A 24,412-nucleotide genomic window follows, 5' to 3' on the forward strand; every position below is an offset into this window, starting at 1 on the left:
GGGCCGCCGCGTCGTCATCCGCGTGCCGTCAGCGGCCCAAGGACCACCAGCCGCGCTTCTTCCTCGGCGCCTCCGCCTCGGGCTCGGCGGACGGCTCCGCCTCGGGCGCGGGTTCCGCCTCGGGCTCGGGGGCGGGCGCGTCCTCGGCGGGCGCCTCGGTCATCGCGGCCTCCGCGGCCTCGGCAGCCTCTGCGACCGGCTCGGACGGCGCGGGCGCCTTCGCGCGGGCGCGCCGCCTCTTCGGCTTGGCCTCCGGCTCGGGCTCCGGCTGAGGCTCGGGCGCGGCGTCCGCGGTCGGCGCCTCGGTCGGAGCCTCCTCCGCCGACGGATCGCCCGCGGGCGCGGACTCCTCGGCCGGCGCCTCGTCCTTCTTCTTCCGCGACCGCGAGCGGCTGCGGGAGCGCTTGGGCTTCTCCTCCTCGGCGGGCGCCTGGGCCTCCGGCTCCGGCGCGGCCTCCGTCACCCCGCCCTCGGCCTCGGCCGCGTCGGCGGGGGGCTCCTCGGCGGTCGGAGCCTCCGAGGACTCGCCCCCTTCCCCCTCGCCTTCGGCACCACCCTTGCCGCGCCGCCGCGACCTACGGCGGCGCCGCTTCTTCGGCTGCTCCTCGCCGTCCTCGGACGGCTCCGGCGCGCGCGCCTCGGCCTCCACCGGGGCGTCCGCCTCGTCCGCGGCCTCGGACGGCGCCCAGTCCGCGTTCAGCGCCGCCACCGGCGCGGCCGCCTTGGCCACCTGCCGCGTGGTGGTCTTGAACTTCTCCAAGGCAGGCAGGTCGTCCCCGATCAGCGACGGGTCCGCCTCGATCCGCACGGCCATGCCGTAGCGCTGCTCGACGGCCGCGAGATGCTCCCGCTTCTCGTTGAGCAGGTAGTTCGCCACCTTGACCGGGACGCGGGCCAGCACCTCGCGGGAGCGCTTGCGCGTGCCCTCCTCGTCGAGCATCCGAAGCACCTGCAGCGCGAGGCTGTCGTCGGAGCGGATGAGGCCCGTGCCGTGGCAGTGGGCGCAGGGCTGGGTCGTCGCCTCGAGCATGCCGGGACGCAGGCGCTGGCGCGACATCTCCATCAGGCCGAAGCCGGAGATGCGCCCGACCTGGATGCGGGCGCGGTCGGTCTTGAGCGCGTCCTTCATCCGCTTCTCGACGGCGGCGTTGTTGCGCCGCTCGTCCATGTCGATGAAGTCGATCACGATCAGACCCGCGAGGTCGCGCAGCTTGGCTTGGCGCGCCACCTCCTCCGCGGCCTCGAGGTTGGTCTTGAGCGCCGTCTCCTCGATCGAGCCTTCCTTCGTGGCCTTTCCGGAGTTGACGTCGATCGCGACCAGCGCCTCGGTGATGCCGATGACGATGTAGCCGCCCGACTTGAGGTGCACCGTCGGGTTGAACATCGCCGACAGCGTCGACTCGACCCCGTGGCGCGCGAAGAGCGGCAGGTGGTCGGAGTGCTTCTTCACCGCGTCCACGTGCTCCGGCATGATCAGGGACATGTAGTCCCGCGCCTGCCGGTACCCGTCGTCCCCGTCGACGATCACCTCCGAGATGTCGCGGCTGAAGTAGTCGCGGATCGACCGGTGGATCAGGTCGCCCTCCTCGTAGATGGGCGCCGGCGCGATCGACTTGAGCGTCAGCTCGCGGATCTGCTCCCACTGGCGCTGGAGGTACTCGTAGTCGCGCTTGATGTCGGTCTTGGTGCGCTTGGCGCCGGCCGTGCGGACGATCAGCCCCGCGCCCTGCGGCACGTCGATCGAGGTCGCGATCTCCTTAAGCTTCTTGCGGTCGGCCGCGTTCGTGATCTTGCGGGAGATGCCGCCGCCGCGCGCGGTGTTGGGCATCAGGACGCAGTAGCGGCCCGCGAGCGACAGGTAGGTGGTCAGTGCGGCGCCCTTGTTGCCCCGCTCCTCCTTCACGACCTGCACCAGCATGATCTGCCGGACCTTCACGACCTCTTGGATCTTGTACTTCCGCGCGCGCGGCTTCGGCGGCACGCGGACCTCGGCGATGGCCGGGTCGTCGCTGTCGTCCTCGGGGAGGTCGAGCACGCCCTCCGCGTCATCCGCGTCGTCGCCGTCCGGATCGACCACGTCCATTCCGGCCGGATCGGCGGCGTCGGACGGCTCGTCGGCGGGGGCCTCCCCCTCCTCGGGGCCGCCCTCCCCGTCGGTCAGGGTCTTGTCCTCGAGGCCCGCGCCCTCGGCCATCGTCCGGCCGTCGGCGTCGTCGTCCCCCTCGGGCGCGTCCGCGCCGTCCGTCGTCCCCGCCTCGGCCAGTTCGGCGGCCTCGCCCGACACCACCTCGGGCTCGTCCTTGGCCTCGTCGGCCAGCACGGTCTCGGCGGCTGGCGCGTCGCCGTCGGTCCCGGCGTCGGTCGACGGCTCCTCGGTCTTCTTGCGGCGCGAGCGGCTGCGCGAGCGCGAGCGCTTCTTCGGCTTGGCCTCCTCGTCGGACGCCTCGGCCTCGGGGCCATCTGCATCGCCGTCGGCGTCCGCGTCGTCCGACTTCCGCGAGCGGCGCTTCTTGGCCTCGGCCTCGCCCTTCGCCTCCTCGGCGGCGGCCACGGCCTCCGCGTAGGCGCGCTCCTCGGCGATGAGCGCGTCGCGGTCGGCCTTGGGGATCTGGTAGTAATCGGGGTGGATCTCGTTGAAGGCGAGGAAGCCGTGGCGGTTGCCGCCGTAGTCCACGAAGGCCGCCTGCAGCGACGGCTCCACGCGCGTCACCTTGGCCAAGTAGATGTTGCCCGCTAGCTGCTTCTTGCTGGCGCTCTCGAAGTCAAATTCCTCGACGCGGGTTCCATCCGCCACCACGACCCGGGTCTCTTCCGGGTGGGTGGCGTCGATCAGCATTTTCTTCGACATGAATCTTTCCACGCCTGAGATGCGCCCCAGGGGGCGCGAGCAGGCGATTTGTGGGGGCGAGCACGGGCGACGCCGACGGGCGGCCCGAGGCCGTCCCGTTCGGTGATGTCGATCCCAGCGTCATCGCGCGTCTCTCTGACGGGGCGTTCCCGCCGGTTCAGGGGACCCGTCCGGGTCCGTCGCGGAGGCCGCGCCTGTGCGCGCGAGGGCCGTCCGCCGCAGCTTCGCCCCCGGCGGCCTAGGGGCCGGATGCCGGGGAGAAGGAACTCACCGTCCCCACCGCCCGAGCGTCCGGGGGCAGGACCGTGAGGCCTACATAGGGGTCATGAGGTGCGTTCCGCAATCGGATTCGGTTCGCGGCATCAGAGCCCGCCCGGAAAGAAGCGCATGCAGTCCGGCGGCGCGTCGGCGCCGCAGGCCCAGCGGGAGAGCTTCTCGTTGAGCGGGCCGCCGGCCGGATGGAAATGCGGCGTCGTGCCCAGGGGCATGACGAAGTCCGGCGAGGGCGGGCGGGCCTGCAGGAGCCGCCCGAGCAGAACCCCCTCATGGAACCGGTCGATGCGCCCGTCCGGCAAGCCGTAGACGTGGATGGAGAAGCGGACGTGTCCGCGGCGGCGCTCGGAGAACGGCTCCGGCCCGGTTTGGTGGAGGACGAAGAAGTCCTGCGACGAGGTCACGATCACGAGGTCGACGCGGTCCGGCAGGAGGTCCGGCCGGAAATCCGCGTAGGGCGCGACGGGCGCGCCACCGGGCGGGACGGATTCGGTGCTCCGCACGAGGAGGCTGCCCTCCGTCCCCGGCGCCTTCAAGGCCTTGAGCCCCGCCCGGTCCGGCTCCTCCCAATCGGCGTGCTCCAAGCCGACCACGTCGATCCGCGCCGCGTCCGACCGGATCAGGAGGTCGTCGCAGATCTCGCAGGACGACCCCGCGATGGTCACGAGGAGGACGTTCTTTCCCGCGAGGTCGATCTCGGGCGGCCAGACCGACGCGCGCTGCATCGCTTGGCCCGTCAGGAGGGCGTCCGCGCGACCGACGAGGGCGGGCACGAACATCGGGCCGATCCCCAGCAGGACCACCACGCCGCCCCAGAGCCGGTTCCTCGACCAGAGCCACATGCCGAAAGCCGCCACCCCCAAGAGGACGACCACCGGAACGGCGTGGATCAGCAGGTAGATGACCTCCACCGGGACGACTCTAGAGGTAGTTCGACCGGCTCAGGCCATACTTGGCCATCTTCTCGTTGAGCGTCCGGCGGGGGAGCGAGAGTTCCTCCATCACCGAGGCGATGGAGCCGCGGTGGCGGCGCATCGTGTTGTCGATGAGCATCCGCTCGAACGCCTCGACGTATTCCTTGAGAGGCTTGCCCTCCGCCACGACCTGCGGCGCGGTCTCGCCGTCCTCTTGGGTGTCGGCCATCAGCAGCGAGGAGATGGAGCCGGTGCCGCGGCGCTGCTGGAGCACCGCGCGCTCGGCGAGGTTGATGAGTTGGCGCACGTTGCCGGGCCACGGGGCTTGGAGAAGCTGCGCCGCCTCCTGCGCGGCCAGTTGCGGCGGCTCGGCGCCGTATTCCTCGCCGAAGGCGTCGGCGTAATGCGTGAACAGCGTCAGCACGTCCTCGCCGCGCTGGCGCAGCGGCGGAATCGTCAGCTTCATCGCCGCGAGGCGGTAGTAGAGGTCTTGGCGTAGCGTCTGCTCGCAGGACTTCTCGGGGTCGGAGCCGTTGCAGATCGCGAGGATGCGCGTCTCGGCGGGGGTGCCCTGATCGTTGATGAACTTCAGCAGCCGGGCCTGCAGCGCGACGGGCAGCGCCTCGACGTCCTCCAGCACCAGCGTCCCGCCCCGCGCCTCCTCGACGAGCGGCAGGCCCTCCTCCGTCGGCCCGAAGAGGCGCTGGCCCAGCTCCTCCTCGCCATGCGCCGCGCAGGAGGCGAGCGCGAAGGTCTTTCCCGCCCGCGGCCCCACCGCGTGCAGCGCGTGGGCCACAAGGGTCTTGCCGGTCCCCGTCTCGCCGTCGATGAGCACGTGCGTGTCCGCCTGCCCGAGGTCGAGGATGTCCTCGCGCAGCCGCTCCATCGCGGGCGACGTCCCGATCAGCTTCCGCATCAGCACGGTGCCGTCCGACAGCTCGCGGCGCAGCGCGCGGTTGTCCAAGGTGAGCTTCCGCGCCTGCGAGGCCCGCCGCACCAGTTCCGTCAGGCGGTCGGGGTTGAACGGCTTCTCGAGGAAGTCGAACGCCCCCAGCCGCATCGCCTCGACGGCCATGGGCACGTCGCCGTGGCCCGTGATCATCACCACCGGCAGCGACGAGTCCTGCCCCATCAGCCGCTTGAGGAACTGCATCCCGTCCACGCCCGGCATGCGGATGTCCGACACCACGACGCCCGGGTAGTCGCCGCCGACCTTCTTGAGCGCCTCCTCGGCCGAGCCGAACGTCTCGGTGGCGAAGCCCGACAGGGCGAGCCACTGGGAGATGGACTGGCGCATGTCCTGCTCGTCGTCGACGATGGCGACGCGGTTGTTCTGGGCCATGCGGTCCTCCGGTTGTGGCGCCTACTCGGCGGCGGCCTGGCTCGGGACATAGACCGGCAGGCGCACCTCGAAAACGGCCCCACCGGCCTCGGCGTTCCGCGCGAGCAGGCGTCCGCCGAGGTCGGTGACGATGCCCGACGAGATCGCCAGGCCCAGCCCCACGCCCTCGCCGGGCTTCTTGGTGGTGAAGAACGGCTCGAACAGCTTGTCGGGCGCGTCGATCCCATGGCCCGTGTCGCGCACGGCGAGGACCGCCTCGTCGCCCTGCGTCACGAGCAGGTCGAGGTCGCGCCGCTCCATCCCCTTCATCGCGTCGAGCGCGTTGCGCACGAGGTTGATGATGACCTGCTCCAGGCGCAGCCGGTCGGCCATCACCATCACCGGCTCCTCCGGCATAAGCTGGCTGATCCGGACGTCGTCGCGGCGAAGCTGCGGCTCCATCAGCGTCAGCGCGGACTTCAGCGCGTGCCGCACGTCCACCGGCTCGAACGCCTCGCCGCCCTTGCGCGCGTAGGACTTCAGCTGCCGCGTGATCGCGCCCATCCGCTCGATCAGGTCGTCGATGCGCTGGAAGGAGGACAGTGCCTCCTCCGAGCGCCGCCGCTGGAGCAGCAGCTTGGCCCCCGCGAGGTAGGTCCGCATCGCGGCCAGCGGCTGGTTCAGCTCGTGGGACACGGCGGCCGACATCTCGCCCAAGGCGGCCAGCTTGGAGGACTGGGCGAGCGACTGCTCGGTCTCCTTGAGCTCCTCCTGCACCCGCTTGCGCTCGGCCACCTCCGCCGAGAGGCGCGCGTTCAGCGCCCGCAGCTTGGCCGACTCGCGCCGGGCCAGCAGCGTCTGCAGCGTGTTGCGGCGGTTGAGCAGGTAGAACCCCAGCGCGATCGCCAAGGCGAAGCCGGTCAGGATCAGGGCCAGCACGCCGTTCACCTGCTGCCGCACGGAGTCGTAGGAGGTGAAGGAGACCAGCGACCAGCCCCGGAAGGGGATGCGCCCTTCCAGCTTCATCAGCGCGTCCCCCGAGAAGTACTCCTCCTCGAAGTCGGGTCCGTAGCCGCCCGCGCTCGCCAAGGCGCGTTGCAGCGCGGTCGGCACCGACAGCCCTGCCAGCGCCTCCTCGAGGGGCTGGCCGCGCCAGCGCGGCTCGGTCGACAGGATCACGATCCCCGCCGCGTCCGTCACCACGACGGCCGCGGAGGTGCCGCGCCAGCGGCTCTCGAACTGCGCGAGGTCGACCTGCACCTCCAGCACGCCCAGCACGTCGTTCCCGTCGCGCACCGTCCGGCTGAAGGCGGCGCGGTAAGCGCCCGTCGGCTGCTGCGCGAGGGTGAAGACCGTGCCCGTCCGCTCCAAGGCGTCGGTGAAGGCTGGCGCGTCGGCGCGGACCGAGCCGAGCTCGTTGCGGTCCGTGGCGGCCACCACGCGCCCCTCGGCGTCCGCCAGCACGATGGAGGCGGCGCCGATCTCGTCGACGTAGGAGATGAGGCGCTGGGACGAGGCGGAGAAGTCCCGCGCACGCAGCGCCGCGATGAGCGACGTGTCCCGCGCGAGGAGCAGCGGCACGACGGAGTTGCGCTGCAGCTCGGACAGGATGGCGCCCGAGTAGAGGGACTGGCGCAGCTGCGCGCGCTCCTCGGTCGCGGCCACGAAGCGCGAGGTCAGCGCGCCGTTGGCGAACCACAGCGCCCCCAGCGCGACCAGGCCCAGCGAGATGAGGATGGCCCGCGTGAACCACGACAGGCGCCCCCCCTCCTCGGGGACCTCCACGCGCGCGCTCTCGTCGTGCCAGAACATGTGAGCGGGGGTAGCCGCGGCGCCGTCGGGGCGGGCGCCCGGCGCGTCCGCCGCAGCGGCGTGGGCGGCGGACCGCTCCGCGTCGGGCGGGGTGGGCGGATCGCCGCCGGTGCCGTGGTCGGCGGGCAACGCGGTCAGGCCGCCACGAGGGCGTCCGCCAGCCCCCGGAACAGCGCCATCCCGTCGGTCCGTCCGTGCGCGGGCTCCATCGCCCGCTCGGGATGCGGCATCAGGCCGAGGACGCGGCGATTCGCGCTCAACACCCCCGCGACGTCGTCCCGCGCGCCGTTCGGCGTCGCCGTGTAGCGCAGCGCGATCCGGTCCTCGTCCTTGAGCCGCGCGAGGTCGTCGTCCGACACCACGTAGTTCCCCTCGTGATGCGCGATGGGCAGCGCGATCTCCTGCCCCACGCCCCAGCCGTCGGTGAACGCGCTCGACGCCTCGACCCGCAGGCCCACGGTGTCGCAGATGTAGGTCAGGCCCGCGTTGCGGATCAGCGCGCCCGGCAGCAGGCCCAGCTCCGTCACGATCTGGAAACCGTTGCAGGGCGCGAGCACGTAGCCCCCCCGCCCGGCGTGGCGGACCAGCGCGTCGGCGATGGGCGCGCGCGCCGCGATGGCCCCGCAGCGCAGGTAGTCCCCGAACGAGAACCCGCCCGGCACGCCGACGACGTCGGTGCGGTCCGGCAGGGCGATGTCCTTGTGCCAGACCATCTCGACCTCGAAGCCGGTCAGGCGGAACGCCTCGGCGAGGTCGCGGTCGCAGTTGGATCCGGGGAAGACGAGGACGGCGGCTTTCATGCCGGCCCCGTTACACCCTGTGCGGGCCGAAGTGTAGGGCCGGCCTCACGCGGCGAAGTCCGTGACCACGGCCACGCCCGGCGGGGTCGGCCCGTCGAAGGCGGCCAGTTCCGCGCTGACGTCCGACAGGCCCACGTGCCGCGCGATCAGCGGCGAGAGGTCCACGCGACCCCGCACCACGAGGTCGAGGAGCGACGGGTAGCGCCACGCGGGCATCCCGCGCGTGCCGTAGAGCGCGAGGTTGCCTTGGTAGACGGCGCTCATGTCCACCTCCATCCGGGCGGTGTGCCCGACCGGCATCCCGACCTGCACGTGCCGCCCCCGCGCGCGCAGGCAGCGCAGCGAGGCGTTGACGGTCGCGGGGATGCCCAGTGCCTCGACGGAGACGTCCGCGCCGCCGCCGGTGATCTCGCGGATCTCCTCGGCGGTCGTCTCGGAGGCCATCACGGCCCCCTCCATGCCCAGCCCCAGCGCGTGGTCCAGCTTCTCGCGCACGACGTCGACCACCACGACCTTGGCCCCCATCGCGCGCCCGAGGATCGCGGCCGAGAGGCCCACGCCCCCGGTCCCGTGCACCGCCAGCCACTCACCCGCCGCCAATTGCGCGCGGCCCGTCAGCGCGTGCCACGCGGTCGTGACCCGGCACCCCATCCCGGCGGCCACCGCCGGGTCCATCCCCTCGGGCAGCGCGGCGAGGTTGTGGTCGCGCGGCACGGCCACGTACTCCGCGAAGGCGCCCGGCTCGATGAAGCCCGGCAGGCGCTGGTCCAAGCAGGTGTTCGCGTGCCCCGAGCGGCATTCCGGGCAGGTGCCGCAGGACAGGATGAAGGGCGCGACCAGCCGGTCGCCCACGCTCCACCGCGCCTCCGGCCCCGCCTCCACGACCTCGCCGCAATACTCGTGGCCGCCGATCTGGCCCGGCTTTACGCGGGGATGCTCGCCCACCCAGCCGTGCCAGTCGCTGCGGCACACCCCGCAGGCCTCGACCCGCAGGACCACCCCGTCGCGGGGGCACTCCGGCTCGGGCACGTCCTCGAGGGCGAGGGGCTGGCGGTACTCTCTCAGGACGGCTGCGCGCATGGTGTTGTCCTCCCCGGCGCGACCTGACCAAGATCGGGGACCGTTTGGCAACCACTTCCGGACCTCCCCATGCCCCAGACCCGCGACACCAACCGCCGCATCGTCCTCGCCCAGCGCCCCGTGGGCGAGCCGGACGACGGCACGCTCCGGCTGGAGACCGGGCCGGTCCCGCAGGCGGGCACGGGCGAGGCGCTACTGCGGACCGAATGGCTGTCGCTCGACCCCTACATGCGCGGGCGGATGAACGACGCGAAGTCCTACGCGACTCCGGTGGGGATCGGCGAGGTGATGACCGGGCAGGTCGTGGCCGAGGTGGTGGAATCGGACGTGGACAGGCTGCGCGTCGGGGACCGGGTGCTGGCCATGTCGGGATGGCAGGACTGGGCGGTCACCGACGGCACCGGCGTCACGCCCCTGCCCCGGGACATGGAGCGGCCCTCGTGGGCCTTGGGGCTGCTCGGGATGCCGGGCCTGACCGCCCATGCGGGCCTGACCCGCATCGCCGCGCCGAAGCCGGGCGAGACGCTCGTGGTCGGCGCGGCCACGGGGCCGGTGGGCGCGACCGTGGGGCAGATCGCCAAGATCATGGGCTGCCGCGTCGTCGGCGTCGCCGGCGGAGCGAAGAAATGCGCGCATGCGGTCGACTTGTTGGGGTTCGACGCCTGCCTCGACCACCGCAGCGAGACGTTCGAGGCGGACCTCGCCGCCGCCTGCCCCGACGGCGTGGACATCTACTGGGAGAACGTGGGCGCCCGCGTCCTCTACGCCGTGCTGCCGCTGCTGAACCCGTTCGCGCGCGTGCCGGTCTGCGGCGTGGCGGGGTGGTACAACCTCGCCCGCCTGCCCGACGGGCCGGACCGGGGGCCGCAGATCATGTCCACGGTGCTCAGGATGAAGGTCCGGATGGAGGGGTTCATCGTCTACGACAGCTTCCCGCCGGAGGCCTACGGCGCCTTTGAGGCCGACATGACGCGCTGGGTCGCGGAGGGGCGGATCGCCTACCGAGAGCAGGTGGTCGAGGGGCTGGAGGCCGCGCCCGCCGCGCTGCGCGACCTTCTTGCCGGGCGGGGATTCGGGAAGATGGTCGTGCGGCTGGGGTGACGGGGCCCGATCCGTGCTATGGTGCGGGCGCAGCAAGGGAGGTGGTGGTGCGCCTGGGCGCGTTCTCGATGAGCCTCAACGTCCGCGACCTCGCCGCCTCGCGCGCCTTCTACGAGGCGCTCGGCTTTGAGGTGGCGGGCGACCACGCGGAGGAGGGCTGGATGATCCTGCGTGACGGGGCGACGACGCTCGGCCTGTTCGGGGGCTTCATCGAGGCCAACTGCCTGACCTTCAACCCCGGCTGGACGCAGGACGCCGCGCCGGTCGCGGGCGGGTTCGAGGACGTGCGCGCCATCCAAGCGCGGATGCGGGCGGCGGGCTACGAGCCGCAGGCCGCCTGCGACCCCGACGGCGCGGGGCCGGCCAGCTTCACGATCCGCGATCCCGACGGCAACGTGGTCCTCGTGGACTAGCACCGCTGAGCCTCACATCTCGATCCGGTAGCTCTCGATCACCGTGTTCGCGAGCAGGCGCTCGCACATGTCGCGCACCGCCGCCTCGGAGGTGTCCTCGGCAACGCGCAGCTCGATCACCTTGCCTTGGCGGACGCCCTCGACCCCGTCGAAGCCCATCGCCCCCAGCGCGTGGCGCACGGCCTCGCCCTGCGGGTCGAGCACGCCGTCCTTCAGCATCACCGTGATGCGGACGTCCTTGGTCGCGGCCATCTCAGTTCACCAGATGCGGGCGCACGGCCGGGCCCGAGTTGGCCGGCAGGACGCCGAGGCGGCGGGCCACCTCGGTGTAGGCCTCCGATAGGGAGCCGAGGTCCTCGCGGAACACATCCTTGTCGAGCTTCTTGCCGGTCTCGATGTCCCAGAGGCGGCACGAATCGGGGCTGATCTCGTCGGCGAGGATCAGGCGCATGAAGTCGTCCTGCCAGATGCGGCCGATCTCGATCTTGAAGTCCACGAGCTTGATGCCGACCGCCATCATGCAGCCCGACAGGAAGTCGTTCACCCGCAGCGCAAGCGACACCATGTCGTCGAGGTCCTGCTGCTGCGCCCAGCCGAAGGCGAGGATGTGCTCCTCGGCCACGAGCGGGTCGCCCAGCTTGTCGTCCTTGAGGTAGAACTCGACGATCGGACGGGGCAGCGCCTCGCCCTCGGTCAGGCCGAGGCGCTTGGCGAGGGATCCGGCGGCGACGTTGCGGACGACCACCTCCAGCGGGATGATCTCGACCGAGCGGATCAGCTGCTCGCGCATGTTGAGGCGCCTGATGAAGTGCGTGGGCACCCCGACGGCGGCGAGGCCGGCCATGAAGAACTCGGACATGCGGTTGTTGAGGACGCCCTTGCCCTCGATCACGTCCTTCTTCTGCGCGTTGAAGGCGGTCGCGTCGTCCTTGAAGTACTGGACGAGGGTGCCCGGCTCCGGACCCTCGTAGAGTATCTTCGCCTTGCCTTCATAGACCAGCTTGCGGCGCGCCATGATGTCTCCGGGGATCGGTGGGGTGGCGCTCACATAAGGCCGGGGCGGACGGGGAGCAAGCGCGCGTCAAGGCGACGCGGGGCAGCGTCCGCAGGGGGCAGCCCCCGTGCATACCGCCCGGACCCCCACGGGCCGGACCCCCCGCCCCCGGCGGCATCCGCGCCGACCGCCCCCGCGGGCGCGTATCGGCGGGGGCCCGGACGGTCCGCTGGCCGCGTCCCGGGGCCGACCTACCGTCGGGCGATGAGCGACCAGCCCGCCTCCCCCACGACCGACCGGCTGGCCGCCTTCGCGGACGCGGTCATCGCGATCGTGATCACGATCATGGTGCTCGATCTCGAGCCGCCGGAGGGCGAGACCATCGTCGAGGTGCTGCGCCTCGGCGGCGGCTTCCCGGCCTACGCGCTGTCGTTCTTCTACCTCGCGCTCCACTGGGTGAACTTCCACCACCTCTTCGCCGCGTCGAACCGGCTGACGGCGGGGATCATGTGGGCGACGATGGGCTACCTGTTCTGGCTGTCGCTCGTCCCCTTCGCCACCGCGTGGCTCGGATCGACCGGCTTCGCGCGCGAGCCCGCCGCGATCTACGGCCTCGTCCTGCTGCTCGCGGGGGTCGCGCACCGGCTGCTGGAAGGGCTGGTGCGCCGCGCGGCGCCCGCGGGCTCGGTCGTCCGGCGCGAGCTGTCGCGCGACTGGAAGGGCTGGAGCAGCGTCGCGGGCTACGTGGCCGGGATCGCGCTGAGCCTCGTCGCGCCGGTCGCGGGCTGCGCGGTCTATCTCGCGGTCGGCGTCGCATGGCTGGTGCCCGACCCAAGGCTGCGGCGGGCGATGGACGCGCGCGGCAGGCCGGGCTGACGCTTGCCGCTCCCCGCCCCCTCCCCCATATCGCGGGAAACAGGAGGGAGCCCCCCATGACCCAGTTCGACGACCGCAAGAAGAGCTTCGAGGCGAAGTTCGCCCACGACGCCGAGACCCAGTTCAAGGTGGAGGCGCGGCGCAACCGCCTGCTCGGCGAGTGGGCCGCGGGGAAGCTGGGCAAGTCGGGCGACGCCGGCGCCGCCTATGCCAAGGAGGTCGTGAAGGCCGACTTCCAGGAGGCGGGCGACGAGGACGTGTACCGCAAGGTGCGCGGCGATCTCGGGCCGGACGTCTCGGACGACGAGATCCGCACCAAGATGACGCGGCTCCGCGAGGAGGCGAAGCGGCAGGTCATGGAGGAGCAGGCCGAGTGAGCGTCAGAGCAGGCGCGGGTCCCACGGATAGGCCGTGAGGTTCTCGGCCCCGTCCGCCGTGACCCGCACCTGATCCTCCAGCTTGATCGAGAAGTCCCCGCCCTCCGGCGAGACCAGGGCCTCGACGCAGAGCGTCATGTCCTGCTCGATCGCGTGGTCCCACGCGCCCTCCTCGAAGAAGTCGGGATAGGGCACGAGGGGCCACTCGTCGCACAGGCCGACGCCGTGCATCAGGCAGCCGTATTTCTGCGCTTGGAACTCGGGGCGCAGGACGTGGGTGCCATGGCTCAGGTCCTTCAGCGTCACGCCGGAGCGGAGGCAGGCCATGTTCGCCTCGATGTGCTCGACGCCGTGGCGCATCGCGTCGCGCATGTCCGCCCGCGCCCGGTCGCCGATGAACCACGTCCGGCTGATGTCGGCGCACATTCCGTAGGGGCCGATCAGGTCCGTGTCGAAGGCGAGGATCTCGCCCTCGGAGATGACGCGCCCCCCGCATTCTTGGAACCAAGGGTTGGTCCGGGGCCCGGAGGCGAGGAGCCGCGTCTCGATCCATTCGCCGCCCCGCCGGACGTTGGCGGCGTGGAGGACCGCCCAGACGTCGGCCTCGGTCACGCTGCCGCGGGGGATTGCATCGCGGGCGAAAACCTCCATCTCGGCGCAGGCCGCCTCGCAGGCGTGCATGGCGCAGCGCATGGCGGCGACCTCGTCGGGTCCCTTGACGCTGCGGGCCTTCTCGGTCGCCTCCTCGCCGGGATGGACGGTCACGCCCGTCGCCTCCAAGGCGCGCAGCGCGTGGATCATCGGCTTGTCGCAGCCGATCCGCAGGTCGGTCCCGCGCAGGAGGTCCACCACCTCGGCGGCGAAGGCGCGGGCCACGTCCTCCAGCCCGTCGCCCCGGTCAAAGTAGAAGAGGTCGGCGCCCGAGCGGCGCTCGCGGACGAGCGGGTTGAACCCGGACAGGAAGGTCGCGACGCGGTAGTCCCAGAGCACCACGTAGCCGTCCGCGCGGACCAGCACGGCGCGGAACGGGTTGTGCGCGTTCCAGAGCTGCATGTTGGTCGAGTCGGTCGCGTAGCGGATGTTGAGCGGGTCGAAGAGCAGCAGGCCGTCCCAGCCCCGCGCGTCGATCGCGGCCACGAGCCGGTCGAGGCGGAAACGCCGCATCCGCGCGAGGTCCGGGAGGGCGAGGCCCGCCGCCTCCCATTCGGTAAAGGCGAGCGGCGTCGGCCCGATCTCCATCCGGTCGTTGTCGTTCGGACTGCCGTCGGCGAGCGTCGCGCCGCGGCTGGGGTCGATCTTGCGCACGAAGCGGTGGTGGTCCTTCATCGGCGTCCTCCCGCCCCCACGCTCGGGATTGCGCCCGGCCCCGTCTGCTCCGAAAGCGTCGTCCATGATCCTCCAAACCCGACTTCCGGTCGCGCCGTGGGCGGACCCAGCGCTGGCCCGGATGCCGGGGATGCGGCCGGTCGAGGGGTTGTGGATCGTGGTGGACGATGCCTATGCCGCGCAGGTGGCCGAGAAGCGCCGCCTTCTGGCGGAGCGGCCCGAAGCGGTGCTGGCCGCCCTGCCCGGCAGCGAGGCGGCGCAGGCGGAGGTGCTGGAGGCCGCGCTCGACGCGCTGCCCGAAGGGTTCGCGGTCGAGGGGGGCGCCGTGGCGACGCCGGACGGACGGCACGTGCCGCTGGGCGATCCGCTCCCCACGCTCGGGGCGCTGCTGCAGGAGGACCTGCTGCTGCTGGAGCGGCGGGGCGCGGAGCACGTGCTGGTCGCGGGGCTGCTCTGCTTCCCGGCCTCGTGGACCTTGGCCGAGAAGATCGGGCGCCCGCTCACGCGCATCCACCGGCCCGTCGCGTCCTACGATGCCGACCTCGCGGGGCGGGTGCAGCGCCTGTTCGACCGCGCGCGGCCGGGGCGGCCGATGTGGCGGATGAACGCGCTCGGCTACCACGACCCGGCGCTGTTCCAGCCCCGTACCGAGGCCGCGCCGAAAGTCGAGCGTCCGGCCCGTTTCCTGCGCTGTGAGCGCCAGACCGTGCTGGCGCTGCCCTCGGGGTCGGCGTTGTTCGCGGTGCACACCACCGTCGTCCGGCCCGAGGCGCTGACCGTGGCGCAGCGGGCGGGGTGCCCGGTGACGTTCGCCCCCGATTAGGCTGCGAACGCCGGTCAGGGGGCGGCGAAATGCTTCGACAGCTTCAGGCCCTGCCCTTGGTAGTTCGACGCGATCCCCGCGCCGTAGAGCGTGGAGGGCTCCGCCGCCATCCGCTCGTAGACCAGCCGCCCGACCGCCTGCCCGTGCTCCAGCGCGAAGGGGGCCTCGTGGGCGCGGACCTCCAGCACCCCGCGCGCGGGCTGGCCCACTCCGAAGCCGGGGTCGAAGAAGCCCGCGTAGTGGACGCGGAACTCGCCCACCATCGGCAGGTAGGGCGCCATCTCGGCGGCGTGGTCGGGGGGGATCGTCACGGCCTCGCGGGAGACGAGGATGTAGAAGGCGCCGGGGTCGAGCACGATGCGCCGGTCCTCCGCGCGGATCGCCTCCCAGAAGTCGGCGGGGCGGTGGTGCGCCAGTCGGTCGAGGTGGATCACGCCGGAATGGGGCTTTGCGCGCCAGCCGACGATTCCGCCCCCATCGAGGTCGACGGAGAAGGACAGGCCGTCATCGATCACCGCCTCGCCGTCCACCAGCGGGGTGCGGGCGTGGAGCGCTCGCAGGGCGTCGTCGTCCAGCACGGCGGCACCCCGGCGGAAGCGGATCTGGTTGAGCCGCATCCCCGCCCGCGCCAGCACGGAGAAGGAGCGGGGGCATATCTCGGCCCAGAGGGGGCCATCGTAACCGGCGGGGACGCGGTCGAACTCCGTCCCGCCATCGGCGACGGTCCGCGTCAGGAGGTCGAGGCGGCCCGTGGAGGACTTGGCGTTGGCGACCGCCGAGACGTCCGCCGGCAGCACCAGCGACTCCCGCAGCGGCACGAGGTAGACGCAGCCCTTCTCCAGGACGGCGCCGTCGGTGAGCGGGAAGCGGTGCATCTCGAACTCGCCCAGCCGGTCGGCGACCCGCGCCTCGCCCGGCAGGAACGACGCGCGCACCCGGTACGCCACGTCGCCGAGCCGCAGGTCGAGCGAGGCGGGCTGCACCTGCCCCTCGTCGGGGTCGGGGACGGCCAAGGCCCCCGCCTCGATCAGCGCGGCGATCTCGCGGTCCGGCAACACGCCCTGCATCGCACCCCTCCCCGGATGGCGAAACGCCCGGCCCCCACCGGGGACCGGGCGTTGCGATGGTCGGGCTAGCAGGACTCGAACCTGCGACCTTCCGTCCCCCAGACGGACGCGCTACCAGGCTGCGCCATAGCCCGCCGAGCCGCTCTCTACCGCACGGGCGCGCGGGCGCAACCCTCCGCGGTCAGGCGGCGCCGCCGCGGTCCCGCTCGATGTCCTCGGCGATCTCCTCGGCCAAGGCGGCGAGGCGGCGGCGCAGTCGCTGCAGCGGACGGCGCGCGGCGGCGGGCACGGGACGCCCCCGGCGCCGGGCGAGGAGGCCGAGGACGCGCGTGGTCGGCGCGGGCTCGGCCACGATGACGGGCGGCTCCGGCACGGCGGAGGACGGCGCGGGCTCGGGGTCGACCGCGGAGGCCACCCGCGCGTCGGCGGGCTCGGGCTGGGGCGGCGCGTGACGCGCGTCGGGGTCGGCCAGCGGGGCGTCCGTCCCGACCGGGCCGTCCGGCGACGCGGGGCGCAGCGGCACGACCGGCGCGGGCGCGGCCTCCACCGGCGCGGGCGCGGCGGGCGCGTCGAGCGGATGGGACAGCGCGGCGACGGGGGCCACGCCCTCCTCGGCGAGCTTCGCCTGCACTGCGCGCACGGTCATGCCTCGGTCGTGGAGGAGAGCCTTGATCCCGCCCAAGAGGCGCATGTCGTCCGGACGGTAGTAGCGTCGGCCGCCCGCCCGCTTCACCGGCGAGACCTGCTCGAACTTGGACTCCCAGAACCGCAGCACGTGGTTCGGCACCCCGAGCCAGTCCGAGACCTCGCGGATGGTGCGGAAGGCGTCGTCGTCCTTCTGCGTCCGCGCCATGCTCAGCGCTCGCGGTTGCCCGCCGCCACCCGATCCTTCATCAGGTGCGACGGGCGGAAGGTCAGCACCGTGCGCGGCGGGATCGGGGCCTCGACCCCGGTCTTGGGGTTGCGGCCCACGCGGGCGCCCTTCTCGCGGACTTGGAACGTGCCGAACCCGCTGACCTTGACGTGCTCGCCGGCGACCAGCGCGTCGGAGACGTGGTCGAGGACCGCGGAGACGAGGCTCCCGCACTCGTTGCGGCTGAGACCGACGCTGCGGTGCACCGCGTCGCTGAGGTCCATTCGAGTTAGTGTCTTTCCCACCACGGCTTCCTCTCCTTTGCCGTGCATAGGATGAGGGGTCGAACCCCGTCCTGTCAATGGGAGGGGCCGCGCAAACCGCTGCTAGATCAATGGCTTACACGCATAGGTTGAAACGCGAGGCGCCGTAACGCGTTTCTACCACCGCAGCACCGCCGCGCCCCATGCCAGCCCCCCGCCGATCGCCTCCGTGACCACGAGATCGCCGGGCGACAGGCGGCCTTCCGCCTTCGCGACGCCCATCGCGAGGGGAATCGACGCCGCGGAGGTGTTGCCGTGGTCGTGGACCGTGCGGATCACCTTCTCCAGGGGCAGGCCGAGCTTCTCGGCGGTCTTAGCGATGATGCGGACGTTGGCCTGATGCGGCACGACGACGTCGATCTCGTCGATCCCGATCCCGGCCTTCGCCGCGACGTCGAAGGTCGACTGCGCGAGCTTCTCGACGGCGTGGCGGAACACCTCGCGGCCCGCCATCATCAGGTGGCCGGTGGTCTGGCTGGAGGAGACCCCGCCGGAGACCTGCAGGATCCCGCGGTGGCGCCCGTCGGAATGGAGGTCGACGGCGAGGATGCCGCGGTCGGCGGAGGTGCCCGCGCCCTCGCGGGCCTCGAGGACCACCGCGCCCGCGCCGTCCCCGAAGAGGACCGCCGTCGTCCGGTCCTCCCAGTTCAGGATGCGCGAGAAGGTCTCGGCCCCGATCACGAGCACGCGGTCCGCCTGCCCCGCGACGATCAGGGCGTTCGCTTGGCCGAGCGCGTAGACGAACCCCGCGCAGACCGCCTGCACGTCGAAGGCGAAGCCGCGCGTCATGCCGAGCTTCTGCTGCACGATGGTGGCGGTGGCGGGAAAGGTCAGGTCGGGCGTGGAGGTGGCGAGGACGATGGCGTCGACCTCGTCCGCCTCGATCCCGGCATCGGCCAAGGCCCGCCGGGCGGCGGACGTCGCCAGATCGCTCGTGACCTCGCCCTCGGCGGCGAAGCGGCGGCGCTCGATCCCGGAGCGGGACCGGATCCACTCGTCCGAGGTCTCCATGCCCAGCTCGCGGGCGAACCAGTCGTTCTCGATCACCCGCTCCGGCAGGTGGTGGCCGACGCCGGTGAGGACCGCGCGCCTCATGCCTCGTCCTCCGCCCGCTCGGCCAGCGGGGCGACGGCGGCGACGCGGGCCTGCAGCCGGTCGGCGAAGCCCGCCCGCGCGAGATCCCACGCCAGCCCCACGGCGGCGGCCACGCCGGTCTCGTCGGCCGAGCCGTGCGACTTCACCACCGTGCCCTTGAGCCCGAGGAAGACGCCGCCGTTCACGCGCCGCGGGTCGATCCGCTTTCCGAGCCGGGTGAGCGAGGTCATCGCGAAGAGCGCGCCGATCTTCGAGAAGGGCGTGGCGCGGAACGCCTCGCCCAGCATGTCGCGCACGAAGGCGGCGGTGCCCTCGCCGGTCTTGAGCGCGACGTTGCCGGTGAAGCCGTCGGTGACGATCACGTCCACGGCGTCGCCGGGGATGTCGCCGCCCTCGACGAAGCCCGCGAAGTCGAACTCCGCGTCGTCGGCGGCTTGGGAGATGAGGTCGTGCGCCTCGTGCAGCTCGCCCCGGCCCTTGTGCTCCTCGGTGCCGACGTTGAGCAGGCCGACGCGCGGGCGCGCGAGGTGGAGGCCGTTGCGGGCGTAGGACGTGCCCATCAGCGCGTAGCGCAGCAGGTCGCCCGCGTCGGCCTTGATGTCGGCGCCCACGTCCAGCATCACGTTGAACCCGCTGGGGTTCCGGCTCGGCCAGAGGATCGCGATGGCCGGGCGGTTGATGCCCGGCAGCTTGCGCAGGCGGATCATCGAGACGGCCATCAGCGCGCCCGTGTTCCCGCAGGAGACGCAGGCCTGCGCCTCGCCGTCGCGGACGCAGTCGACGGCCGCCCACATGGACGTGCCCTTGCCGTTGCGCATCACTTGGGAGGGCTTGTCGGTCATCGACACCACGCCCTCGGCGTGGCGGACCTCGACGTGATCGGACAGACCGCGCCGCTTGGCGATCAGCGGGCGGAGCGCGGCCTCGTCCCCGTGGAGGACGAAGCGCATGGCAGGTTCCTTGTGGACCGCGCGGGCGAGGCCCGCGACCACGGCCTCGGGGCCGCGGTCGCCGCCCATGGCGTCCACGGACAGGACCGGGGGGGTCGCGTCCGTCACACTCGCCCCGCTGCGGGGAACAAGGCGATCAGGCCGCGTCGTCGTCCAGGTCGACGGCGTCGGCGGCGATCACCTCGCGGTCGGCGTAGTGGCCGCAGGCCCCGCAGACATGGTGCGGGCGCTTGAGCTCGCCGCAGTTCGGGCATTCGGCGGGGTTGCCCGGCACGAGGAAGTCGTGGGCGCGGCGCATGTTGCGGCGGGACCGGGTGACCTTGTTCTGGGGGACGGCCATGTCTGCTCTCCGTCTGGGGCGGACTTCCGGGGCTGCATCCCCACCGCCTCGGTCTGAATTTCGTTCCGGCCCCTCTAGAGGCAGGCATCGCCGCCGTCCAGCGGATCGGTGCCCCCGGACCGGAAGCGCGCGCCTACGCGGGGCGGACCGGATTCGCAAGGGCGGAACGGAAGACGCCGGAGGGCGGACGGTGGCGCGGTTGACGGGGCTCGAACCCGCGACCCCCGGCGTGACAGGCCGGTACTCTAACCAACTGAGCTACAACCGCGCAGCGCCCGCCGTCTCCGGCGTGGGGGCGAGGTATGGCAACCCGCCGGGGGCGTCAAGCGCCTCGGCGCGCGTTTTCACCGGTCGGGGAGCGGGATGTGCTCGGCCCTGTCGCCGGGCGGCAACTGGAAGCGCCCGTGCTCCCAATCGCCCTCGCGCCACGCCTCCTTGGCGGCGTCGATCCGCTCCTTGGAGGAGGCCACGAAGTTCCACCAGATGTAGCGCGGCCCCTCGAGCGTGTCGCCGCCCAGCAGCATTAGCCGCGCCCCCTGCGGCCCCGCACGCAGCGACAGCCGGTCGCCGGGGCGGAACACCATCATGCGCCCTGCCTCGAACGTATCGCCGCCGATCTCCACCGACCCTTCCAGCACGTAGACCCCGCGGTCCTCGTGGTCGTCGGGCAAAGGGATCGCGGCGCCCGCCTCCAGCATCGCGTCCGCGTAGAACATGCGGGAGGGATGCTGCGCGCTCGTGCGCTCGCCGTAGGCGTCGCCCAGCACGAGGCGGACGCGCTTGCCCTCCGCCTCGATCACCGGGAGGTCGGCCTTGGCGACATGCTCGAAGGCGGCCCCGGAATCCTCGTGGCTTGCCGGCAGCGCCATCCACGTCTGGATGCCGAACAGGTCCTTGCGCTCCTGCCGGTAGTCGCCGTCCGCCCGCTCCGAATGGGTGATCCCCCGCCCTGCCGTCATCAGGTTCACGGCGCCGGGCTCGATCCACTGGTCCGTGCCCAGCGAGTCGCGGTGGTGGATCTTGCCCTTCAACAGGTAGGTGACGGTCGACAGCCCGATATGCGGGTGCGGGCGCACGTCGATCCCCTCGCCGGTCAGGAACTCGGCCGGCCCCATCTGGTCGAAGAAGATGAACGGGCCGACCATCTGGCGCTTGGGCGCGGGCAGCGCGCGCCGCACCTCGAAGCCGCCGAGGTCGCGGGCGCGGGGGACGATGACGGTCTCGATGGCGTCGACCTCGTCGCCGGTCGGGCAATGCGGGTCGAGGGCGGGGTTCCATGACATGGGCGGGGCCTCCTTCTGAAAGGACACATAGCCCCTCCGGCCCGCCCCGTCGCCCGCCGTCCCCGCACCGTCCCTGTGCGCGGGGGGTCAGCCCGGTGCGCCGACGTCCCCGGTGGTCTGGTCGACGTAGAGGTTGAGGTCGCCCGCGCCGGGATGGCCCGCCGAGCTCTGGTTGAAGCCGCCGTGGTTTATCGCGACCGAGCTGTTGCCGCCGGCCACCGTCCCTTGGTTGCCGCCCGCCACGTTCGCAGCGGTGAACTGGGACTCCGACACGAGCTTGCCGTCGACGTAGAGCGCGAGGCCGCTGTTCGCGTCGACCGACCCCTCGATGGAGTAGGTGCCGTCCTCCACGGCCCAGAGCGCCTCGCCGCGGTCGGCCGCCGGACCGGTCCCGTTGCCCTTGCCGGACTGGAGGTAGAGCATCCCGTCGTACTGGTAGAGGATGGTGCCCGTGCCCGTCCCGCCGGCCTCGAACAGGATGCCCTCGTCGCGGGCGTTCAGGGTCGCGTCCATCTGGAAGGAGAACTGCTTCTGCTGCTTGAGGTCGGGGAAGTTGGCCCCCGCCGTGATCGTCGCGGTCGTGGTGAAGCCCTCGGTCACGTTCGCGAGGATCTCGACGGCCTCCTCGAAGCGCGTCTGGACCATGTCCGACTCGAGGAGCGTCCTGACGCTGGTGCTCGCGGACTGCGCGCCGGTCGCGACGACCCCGACCACGGCGAGGCCGAAGCCGACCAGCGCGGCACTCAGCACGACCCAGTCCACGGTCACGGCGCCGCCTTCGTCCGCCTGAAATTCGGTCCACATGGCGCATTCCTCTCGTCGCGTTCCGCCCCGCCTAGGGGCCGACGTTCGCGCAATGAGGGCGGAAGGGTGAAATTCGCGGGGTGACTTTCCGGTCCCGCGCCGGGCACGGTCAGAACGCAGCACGGGGGAACGCATGACGAGGACGGCGGTGGTGACGGGCGCGGCCCGGGGGATCGGGCTCGCGACGACGCGGCTCTTCCTCGCGGAGGGGCGGCGGGTGGCGATGGTGGACCTCGACGGCGACGAGCTCGCCCGCGCCGCCGGATCGCTGGAGGGGGTGACGCCGCTGTCCTGCGACGTCTCCGACCCGGACGCGGTGGAGCGCATGGCGGCGGAGGCGCGGCAGGCGCTGGGATCGGTGGACGCGCTGGTGAACAACGCGGGGCTCGCCGATTTCGGGCCGCTGGAGGAGACGGGCTTCGACCGCTGGCGCGCGGTCATGGCCACCAACCTCGACGGCCCCTTCCTCGTGACCCAGGCGCTGCTCCCGGACCTCAAGGCCGCGCGGGGCGCCATCGTGAACATCGCGTCCATCTCAGCCCTGCGGGCGTCGACGCTTCGGGTGGCCTACGGGACGTCGAAGGCGGGGATCGCGCACCTGACCGAGCAGCTGGCCGTCGAGCTGGGCGAGCACGGCGTGCGGGCCAACACGGTCTGCCCCGGCCCCGTCCGCACCAAGCTCGCCATGGCGGTCCACACCCAGGACATCATCGACGCCTACCACGACGCGATCCCCCTGGGCCGCTATGGCCGCGAGGAGGAGATCGCCGAGGCGATCGTCTGGCTCTGCTCGGAGAAGGCGTCCTACGTGACCGGCCAGCGCCTCTCGGTCGATGGCGGCTTCGAGGCGACGGGCATCGGCCTGCCCGCGCTGCGGTCCTAGCGCAGGACCGCCTCGCCGCCCTCGTCCGCGCGGAACACGACGCCCTGCGGGTCGTCCAACCCGTCCCACGCCTCCGGCCCCTGCCCCCGCAACGCGGCGCGCAGGCCGATCAGGACCATCCCGTGCGTCACCACGAGCGCCGGGCGCGGCAGCGCGACGGCGAGCCGGGCCACGCGGCCCGCGAAGGCGCGGCCCTCGCCGCCGGGGGCGTCGAGCTTCCACCGCACCCCGTCCGAGGCGGTGAGGTCGGACCGCAGGCGCCCCTCCCACCGGCCCATCCCGATCTCCGAGAGGTCCTCCAGGACCGTCGCCGCCAGCCCGGCCAGCGCCGCCGTGCGGGTCGCGCGACCGGCGGGGCTGGCGAGGCAGGGAAGCCCGGAAAGGCCGTGCGCCACGAGGATGCCGCCGAGGGCGCGGGCCTGCGCCTCGCCCCGCGGCGTGAGCGGCGAGTCGCGCCGCCCCTGCATCCGGCCCTCGACGTTCCACGCGGTCTCGCCGTGGCGCATCAGATAGAGGGGCATCGCGGCCTCCGGGGGGAGCGGTGGTGGGTGGTGAGGGTCTCGAACCCCCGACCTACTCGGTGTAAACGAGCCGCTCTACCAACTGAGCTAACCACCCGTGGACGCGGGCCTAGCCTGCGGCCTCGCGGTCATCAAGCCGGGCGGCGGCGTCGGCGCGCCGGGACAGGTCGGACGCGATCAGGATGAGAGTCGGGGCCGTGGCCGCGTCGCCGTCCTCGGCCGCGGCGAAGGCCGCCGCCTCGACCGCGCGGGCGGCGAGGCGCAGCGACAAGGCCGGGCGGCGCGCGGGCGGCACCCCCGCGACGGCATCGGCCAAGGCGGCAAGGGCGGCCTCAGCGGCGGCGGGAATGTCGTCGGTCATCGGGTCTCGCATCGTGCTACGCCCCTGGCCTAGGCCGGACGCGCGCCTATGGCATGTCGCCCATGCGCGCCACGCGCGCCGGCCCCGACAGGTCGATTACCCCCGCCCCGAGGCCGCGGATCACGGCCGTCGTGCGGTCCGCGACCCCGAGCTTGTCGAACAGGCGGCGGACCAGCGTGTCCACGGTATGGCGCGACAGGCCGAGGATGGAGGCGATCACGCCGTTCGACTTGCCCCGCGCGATCCATCCGAGGATCTCCTCCTCGCGGGGGGAGAGGTCGCGCTCCAGCGCGGTGCGGTGCTCCGTTATCTCGCAGAACCGCAGGTGGGCGATCTGCACCGCGGCCTTGAGCTCGAAGACGCCGGCGGGCGCGAGGTCGGGCCGCAGCCCCGGCCCGAAGCCGAGGCCGACATAGGCGGAGCGCATGTTTGGCCCGTAGACCTGCATCGCGAGCCCGTCGCCCAGCTCCGCCGTCTCCAGCTCGCACAGGAAGGCCGCCTCGGTCCCGGTGAGCGTGGTCAGCATGTCGACGTCCGACCAGAAGAACGGCTGGGACCGCTTGGCCGCGAGCGCGGTGATGGGGTCGGCGAGGCTGAGCTCGTGCTCGACGTAGTGCCGCACCCAGTCCTTCGGGAAGCCCTCGGCGACGACGACCGCGCTCTCGGGGGTGACGACGGACTGGTGGTGGTAGGACATCCGGACCACCCCGCGCGCCCGGAGGAACGCGCGCGCGGCGCGCCAGAGGTGCCGGGAGTCGTCGATCCCCGCCACGGACGCGGCGAAGCTCGCGAGCGACCCATCCATGCGCCGAGACTATCACCTGCGGCGGGCGGCGCTAGGGCGCTCCACTGTAAGTCAGGCGCGAACATGGGGGGGATGGTGGGTGATGAGGGATTTGAACCCCCGACATCTTCGATGTGAACGAAGCGCTCTACCACTGAGCTAATCACCCGTCGGCGCGCAGATAGCGCCC

The 24,412-nt window shown here is 72.4% G+C and carries 26 protein-coding genes and 4 tRNA genes; 6 read left to right on the forward strand and 24 right to left on the reverse strand.

The genetic code is table 11. The features are described from left to right. Nucleotides 1-28: 28 nt before the first annotated feature. From JQC91_RS11010 to JQC91_RS11035, 6 genes are all read right to left on the reverse strand, one after another. On the reverse strand, nt 29-2,848 hold the full coding sequence (locus tag JQC91_RS11010) for a ribonuclease E/G (protein ID WP_203287535.1): 2,820 nt from the start codon (nt 2,846-2,848) through the stop codon (nt 29-31). A gap of 362 nt (nt 2,849-3,210) precedes the next feature. After that, nucleotides 3,211-4,032 carry a hypothetical protein gene (locus JQC91_RS11015; protein ID WP_203286869.1) on the reverse strand — a complete coding sequence of 274 codons (822 nt, stop codon included), beginning with the start codon at nt 4,030-4,032 and terminating at the stop codon, nt 3,211-3,213. 10 nt (nt 4,033-4,042) lie between these two features. Continuing rightward, nucleotides 4,043-5,377 carry a sigma-54 dependent transcriptional regulator gene (locus tag JQC91_RS11020; protein WP_203286870.1) on the reverse strand — a complete coding sequence of 445 codons (1,335 nt, stop codon included), beginning with the start codon at nt 5,375-5,377 and terminating at the stop codon, nt 4,043-4,045. A 21-nt stretch (nt 5,378-5,398) separates the two neighbouring features. Next, nucleotides 5,399-7,168, reverse strand: a complete 1,770-nt coding sequence (locus JQC91_RS11025; protein ID WP_203287537.1) for an ATP-binding protein — start codon at nt 7,166-7,168, stop codon at nt 5,399-5,401. 134 nt (nt 7,169-7,302) lie between these two features. After that, nucleotides 7,303-7,968: a phosphoribosylformylglycinamidine synthase subunit PurQ gene (gene purQ / locus JQC91_RS11030; protein WP_203286871.1), complete on the reverse strand. Its 666-nt coding sequence runs from the start codon at nt 7,966-7,968 to the stop codon at nt 7,303-7,305. 45 nt (nt 7,969-8,013) lie between these two features. Next, complete coding sequence (locus JQC91_RS11035; RefSeq protein WP_203286872.1) at nt 8,014-9,048, reverse strand: alcohol dehydrogenase catalytic domain-containing protein; 1,035 nt, start codon at nt 9,046-9,048, stop codon at nt 8,014-8,016. Nucleotides 9,049-9,117: 69 nt separating this feature from the next. Between JQC91_RS11035 and JQC91_RS11040 the strand changes: the two genes are divergently transcribed. Together JQC91_RS11040 and JQC91_RS11045 are read left to right on the forward strand one after the other, a co-directional pair. Beyond that, a complete protein-coding gene (locus tag JQC91_RS11040; RefSeq protein WP_203286873.1) occupies nt 9,118-10,149 on the forward strand; it encodes an NADP-dependent oxidoreductase in 1,032 nt (343 codons plus the stop codon). Nucleotides 10,150-10,196: 47 nt separating this feature from the next. Beyond that, on the forward strand, nt 10,197-10,562 hold the full coding sequence (locus tag JQC91_RS11045; RefSeq protein ID WP_203286874.1) for a VOC family protein: 366 nt from the start codon (nt 10,197-10,199) through the stop codon (nt 10,560-10,562). 12 nt (nt 10,563-10,574) lie between these two features. Here the strand turns inward: JQC91_RS11045 and purS are convergent, their stop codons facing one another. Continuing rightward, a complete protein-coding gene (gene purS, locus JQC91_RS11050) occupies nt 10,575-10,814 on the reverse strand; it encodes a phosphoribosylformylglycinamidine synthase subunit PurS (protein ID WP_203286875.1) in 240 nt (79 codons plus the stop codon). A 1-nt stretch (nt 10,815) separates the two neighbouring features. Continuing rightward, complete coding sequence (gene purC, locus JQC91_RS11055; protein WP_203286876.1) at nt 10,816-11,577, reverse strand: phosphoribosylaminoimidazolesuccinocarboxamide synthase; 762 nt, start codon at nt 11,575-11,577, stop codon at nt 10,816-10,818. Between the two features lie 243 nt (nt 11,578-11,820). On the opposite strand from purC, the gene JQC91_RS11060 reads away from it, so the two are divergent. Together JQC91_RS11060 and JQC91_RS11065 are read left to right on the forward strand one after the other, a co-directional pair. Beyond that, nucleotides 11,821-12,432: a TMEM175 family protein gene (locus JQC91_RS11060; protein ID WP_203286877.1), complete on the forward strand. Its 612-nt coding sequence runs from the start codon at nt 11,821-11,823 to the stop codon at nt 12,430-12,432. Nucleotides 12,433-12,488: 56 nt separating this feature from the next. Beyond that, entirely contained in the window at nt 12,489-12,809 is a 321-nt protein-coding gene (locus JQC91_RS11065) for a DUF1476 domain-containing protein (protein ID WP_203286878.1), read from the forward strand. A gap of 3 nt (nt 12,810-12,812) precedes the next feature. On the opposite strand, the gene dddP is transcribed toward JQC91_RS11065, so the two are convergent. Beyond that, nucleotides 12,813-14,135: a dimethylsulfonioproprionate lyase DddP gene (dddP, locus tag JQC91_RS11070; protein WP_203286879.1), complete on the reverse strand. Its 1,323-nt coding sequence runs from the start codon at nt 14,133-14,135 to the stop codon at nt 12,813-12,815. A gap of 64 nt (nt 14,136-14,199) precedes the next feature. Between dddP and JQC91_RS11075 the strand changes: the two genes are divergently transcribed. Further along, on the forward strand, nt 14,200-14,958 hold the full coding sequence (locus JQC91_RS11075; RefSeq protein WP_203286880.1) for a DUF3445 domain-containing protein: 759 nt from the start codon (nt 14,200-14,202) through the stop codon (nt 14,956-14,958). A 14-nt stretch (nt 14,959-14,972) separates the two neighbouring features. Here the strand turns inward: JQC91_RS11075 and JQC91_RS11080 are convergent, their stop codons facing one another. From JQC91_RS11080 to JQC91_RS11125, 10 genes are all read right to left on the reverse strand, one after another. Continuing rightward, nucleotides 14,973-16,025: a 2'-deoxycytidine 5'-triphosphate deaminase gene (locus tag JQC91_RS11080; protein WP_203286881.1), complete on the reverse strand. Its 1,053-nt coding sequence runs from the start codon at nt 16,023-16,025 to the stop codon at nt 14,973-14,975. A gap of 57 nt (nt 16,026-16,082) precedes the next feature. Next, nucleotides 16,083-16,159, reverse strand: a tRNA-Pro gene (locus JQC91_RS11085). Between the two features lie 47 nt (nt 16,160-16,206). Beyond that, a complete protein-coding gene (locus JQC91_RS11090) occupies nt 16,207-16,878 on the reverse strand; it encodes a MerR family transcriptional regulator (protein WP_203286882.1) in 672 nt (223 codons plus the stop codon). 2 nt (nt 16,879-16,880) lie between these two features. Beyond that, the gene (ihfA, locus tag JQC91_RS11095; RefSeq protein WP_343069979.1) at nt 16,881-17,186 is read right to left on the reverse strand and encodes an integration host factor subunit alpha; all 306 of its coding nucleotides are present in this window, start codon (nt 17,184-17,186) and stop codon (nt 16,881-16,883) included. A 132-nt stretch (nt 17,187-17,318) separates the two neighbouring features. Continuing rightward, nucleotides 17,319-18,296 carry a beta-ketoacyl-ACP synthase III gene (locus tag JQC91_RS11100; protein ID WP_203286884.1) on the reverse strand — a complete coding sequence of 326 codons (978 nt, stop codon included), beginning with the start codon at nt 18,294-18,296 and terminating at the stop codon, nt 17,319-17,321. Continuing rightward, complete coding sequence (gene plsX / locus JQC91_RS11105; RefSeq protein WP_343069957.1) at nt 18,293-19,354, reverse strand: phosphate acyltransferase PlsX; 1,062 nt, start codon at nt 19,352-19,354, stop codon at nt 18,293-18,295. The genes JQC91_RS11100 and plsX overlap by 4 nt, the downstream gene beginning before the upstream one ends. 28 nt (nt 19,355-19,382) lie before the next feature. Then, a complete protein-coding gene (rpmF, locus tag JQC91_RS11110) occupies nt 19,383-19,586 on the reverse strand; it encodes a 50S ribosomal protein L32 (RefSeq protein WP_203286885.1) in 204 nt (67 codons plus the stop codon). Between the two features lie 191 nt (nt 19,587-19,777). Continuing rightward, nucleotides 19,778-19,854 (reverse strand) — tRNA-Asp (locus tag JQC91_RS11115). 76 nt (nt 19,855-19,930) lie between these two features. After that, the gene (locus JQC91_RS11120) at nt 19,931-20,869 is read right to left on the reverse strand and encodes a pirin family protein (protein WP_203286886.1); all 939 of its coding nucleotides are present in this window, start codon (nt 20,867-20,869) and stop codon (nt 19,931-19,933) included. A gap of 87 nt (nt 20,870-20,956) precedes the next feature. Further along, entirely contained in the window at nt 20,957-21,673 is a 717-nt protein-coding gene (locus JQC91_RS11125) for a hypothetical protein (protein ID WP_203287617.1), read from the reverse strand. 133 nt (nt 21,674-21,806) lie between these two features. On the opposite strand from JQC91_RS11125, the gene JQC91_RS11130 reads away from it, so the two are divergent. Continuing rightward, complete coding sequence (locus JQC91_RS11130) at nt 21,807-22,556, forward strand: SDR family oxidoreductase (RefSeq protein WP_203286887.1); 750 nt, start codon at nt 21,807-21,809, stop codon at nt 22,554-22,556. Here JQC91_RS11130 and JQC91_RS11135 read toward each other — a convergent pair. From JQC91_RS11135 to JQC91_RS11155, 5 genes are all read right to left on the reverse strand, one after another. Next, the gene (locus tag JQC91_RS11135) at nt 22,553-23,077 is read right to left on the reverse strand and encodes a histidine phosphatase family protein (protein ID WP_203286888.1); all 525 of its coding nucleotides are present in this window, start codon (nt 23,075-23,077) and stop codon (nt 22,553-22,555) included. The genes JQC91_RS11130 and JQC91_RS11135 overlap by 4 nt on opposite strands. 21 nt (nt 23,078-23,098) lie before the next feature. Beyond that, nucleotides 23,099-23,174: transfer RNA gene (locus JQC91_RS11140), tRNA-Val, on the reverse strand. Nucleotides 23,175-23,186: 12 nt separating this feature from the next. After that, nucleotides 23,187-23,438, reverse strand: a complete 252-nt coding sequence (locus tag JQC91_RS11145; RefSeq protein ID WP_203286889.1) for a hypothetical protein — start codon at nt 23,436-23,438, stop codon at nt 23,187-23,189. 46 nt (nt 23,439-23,484) lie between these two features. After that, nucleotides 23,485-24,243 (reverse strand): LuxR family transcriptional regulator, encoded by a 759-nt coding sequence (locus JQC91_RS11150; RefSeq protein ID WP_203286890.1) that lies wholly within the window; start codon nt 24,241-24,243, stop codon nt 23,485-23,487. Between the two features lie 73 nt (nt 24,244-24,316). Next, nucleotides 24,317-24,391 (reverse strand) — tRNA-Val (locus JQC91_RS11155). Nucleotides 24,392-24,412 lie beyond the last annotated feature (21 nt).

It is taken from the genome of Jannaschia sp. Os4, from assembly GCF_016820245.1.
Classification (GTDB): Bacteria; Pseudomonadota; Alphaproteobacteria; order Rhodobacterales; family Rhodobacteraceae; genus Jannaschia.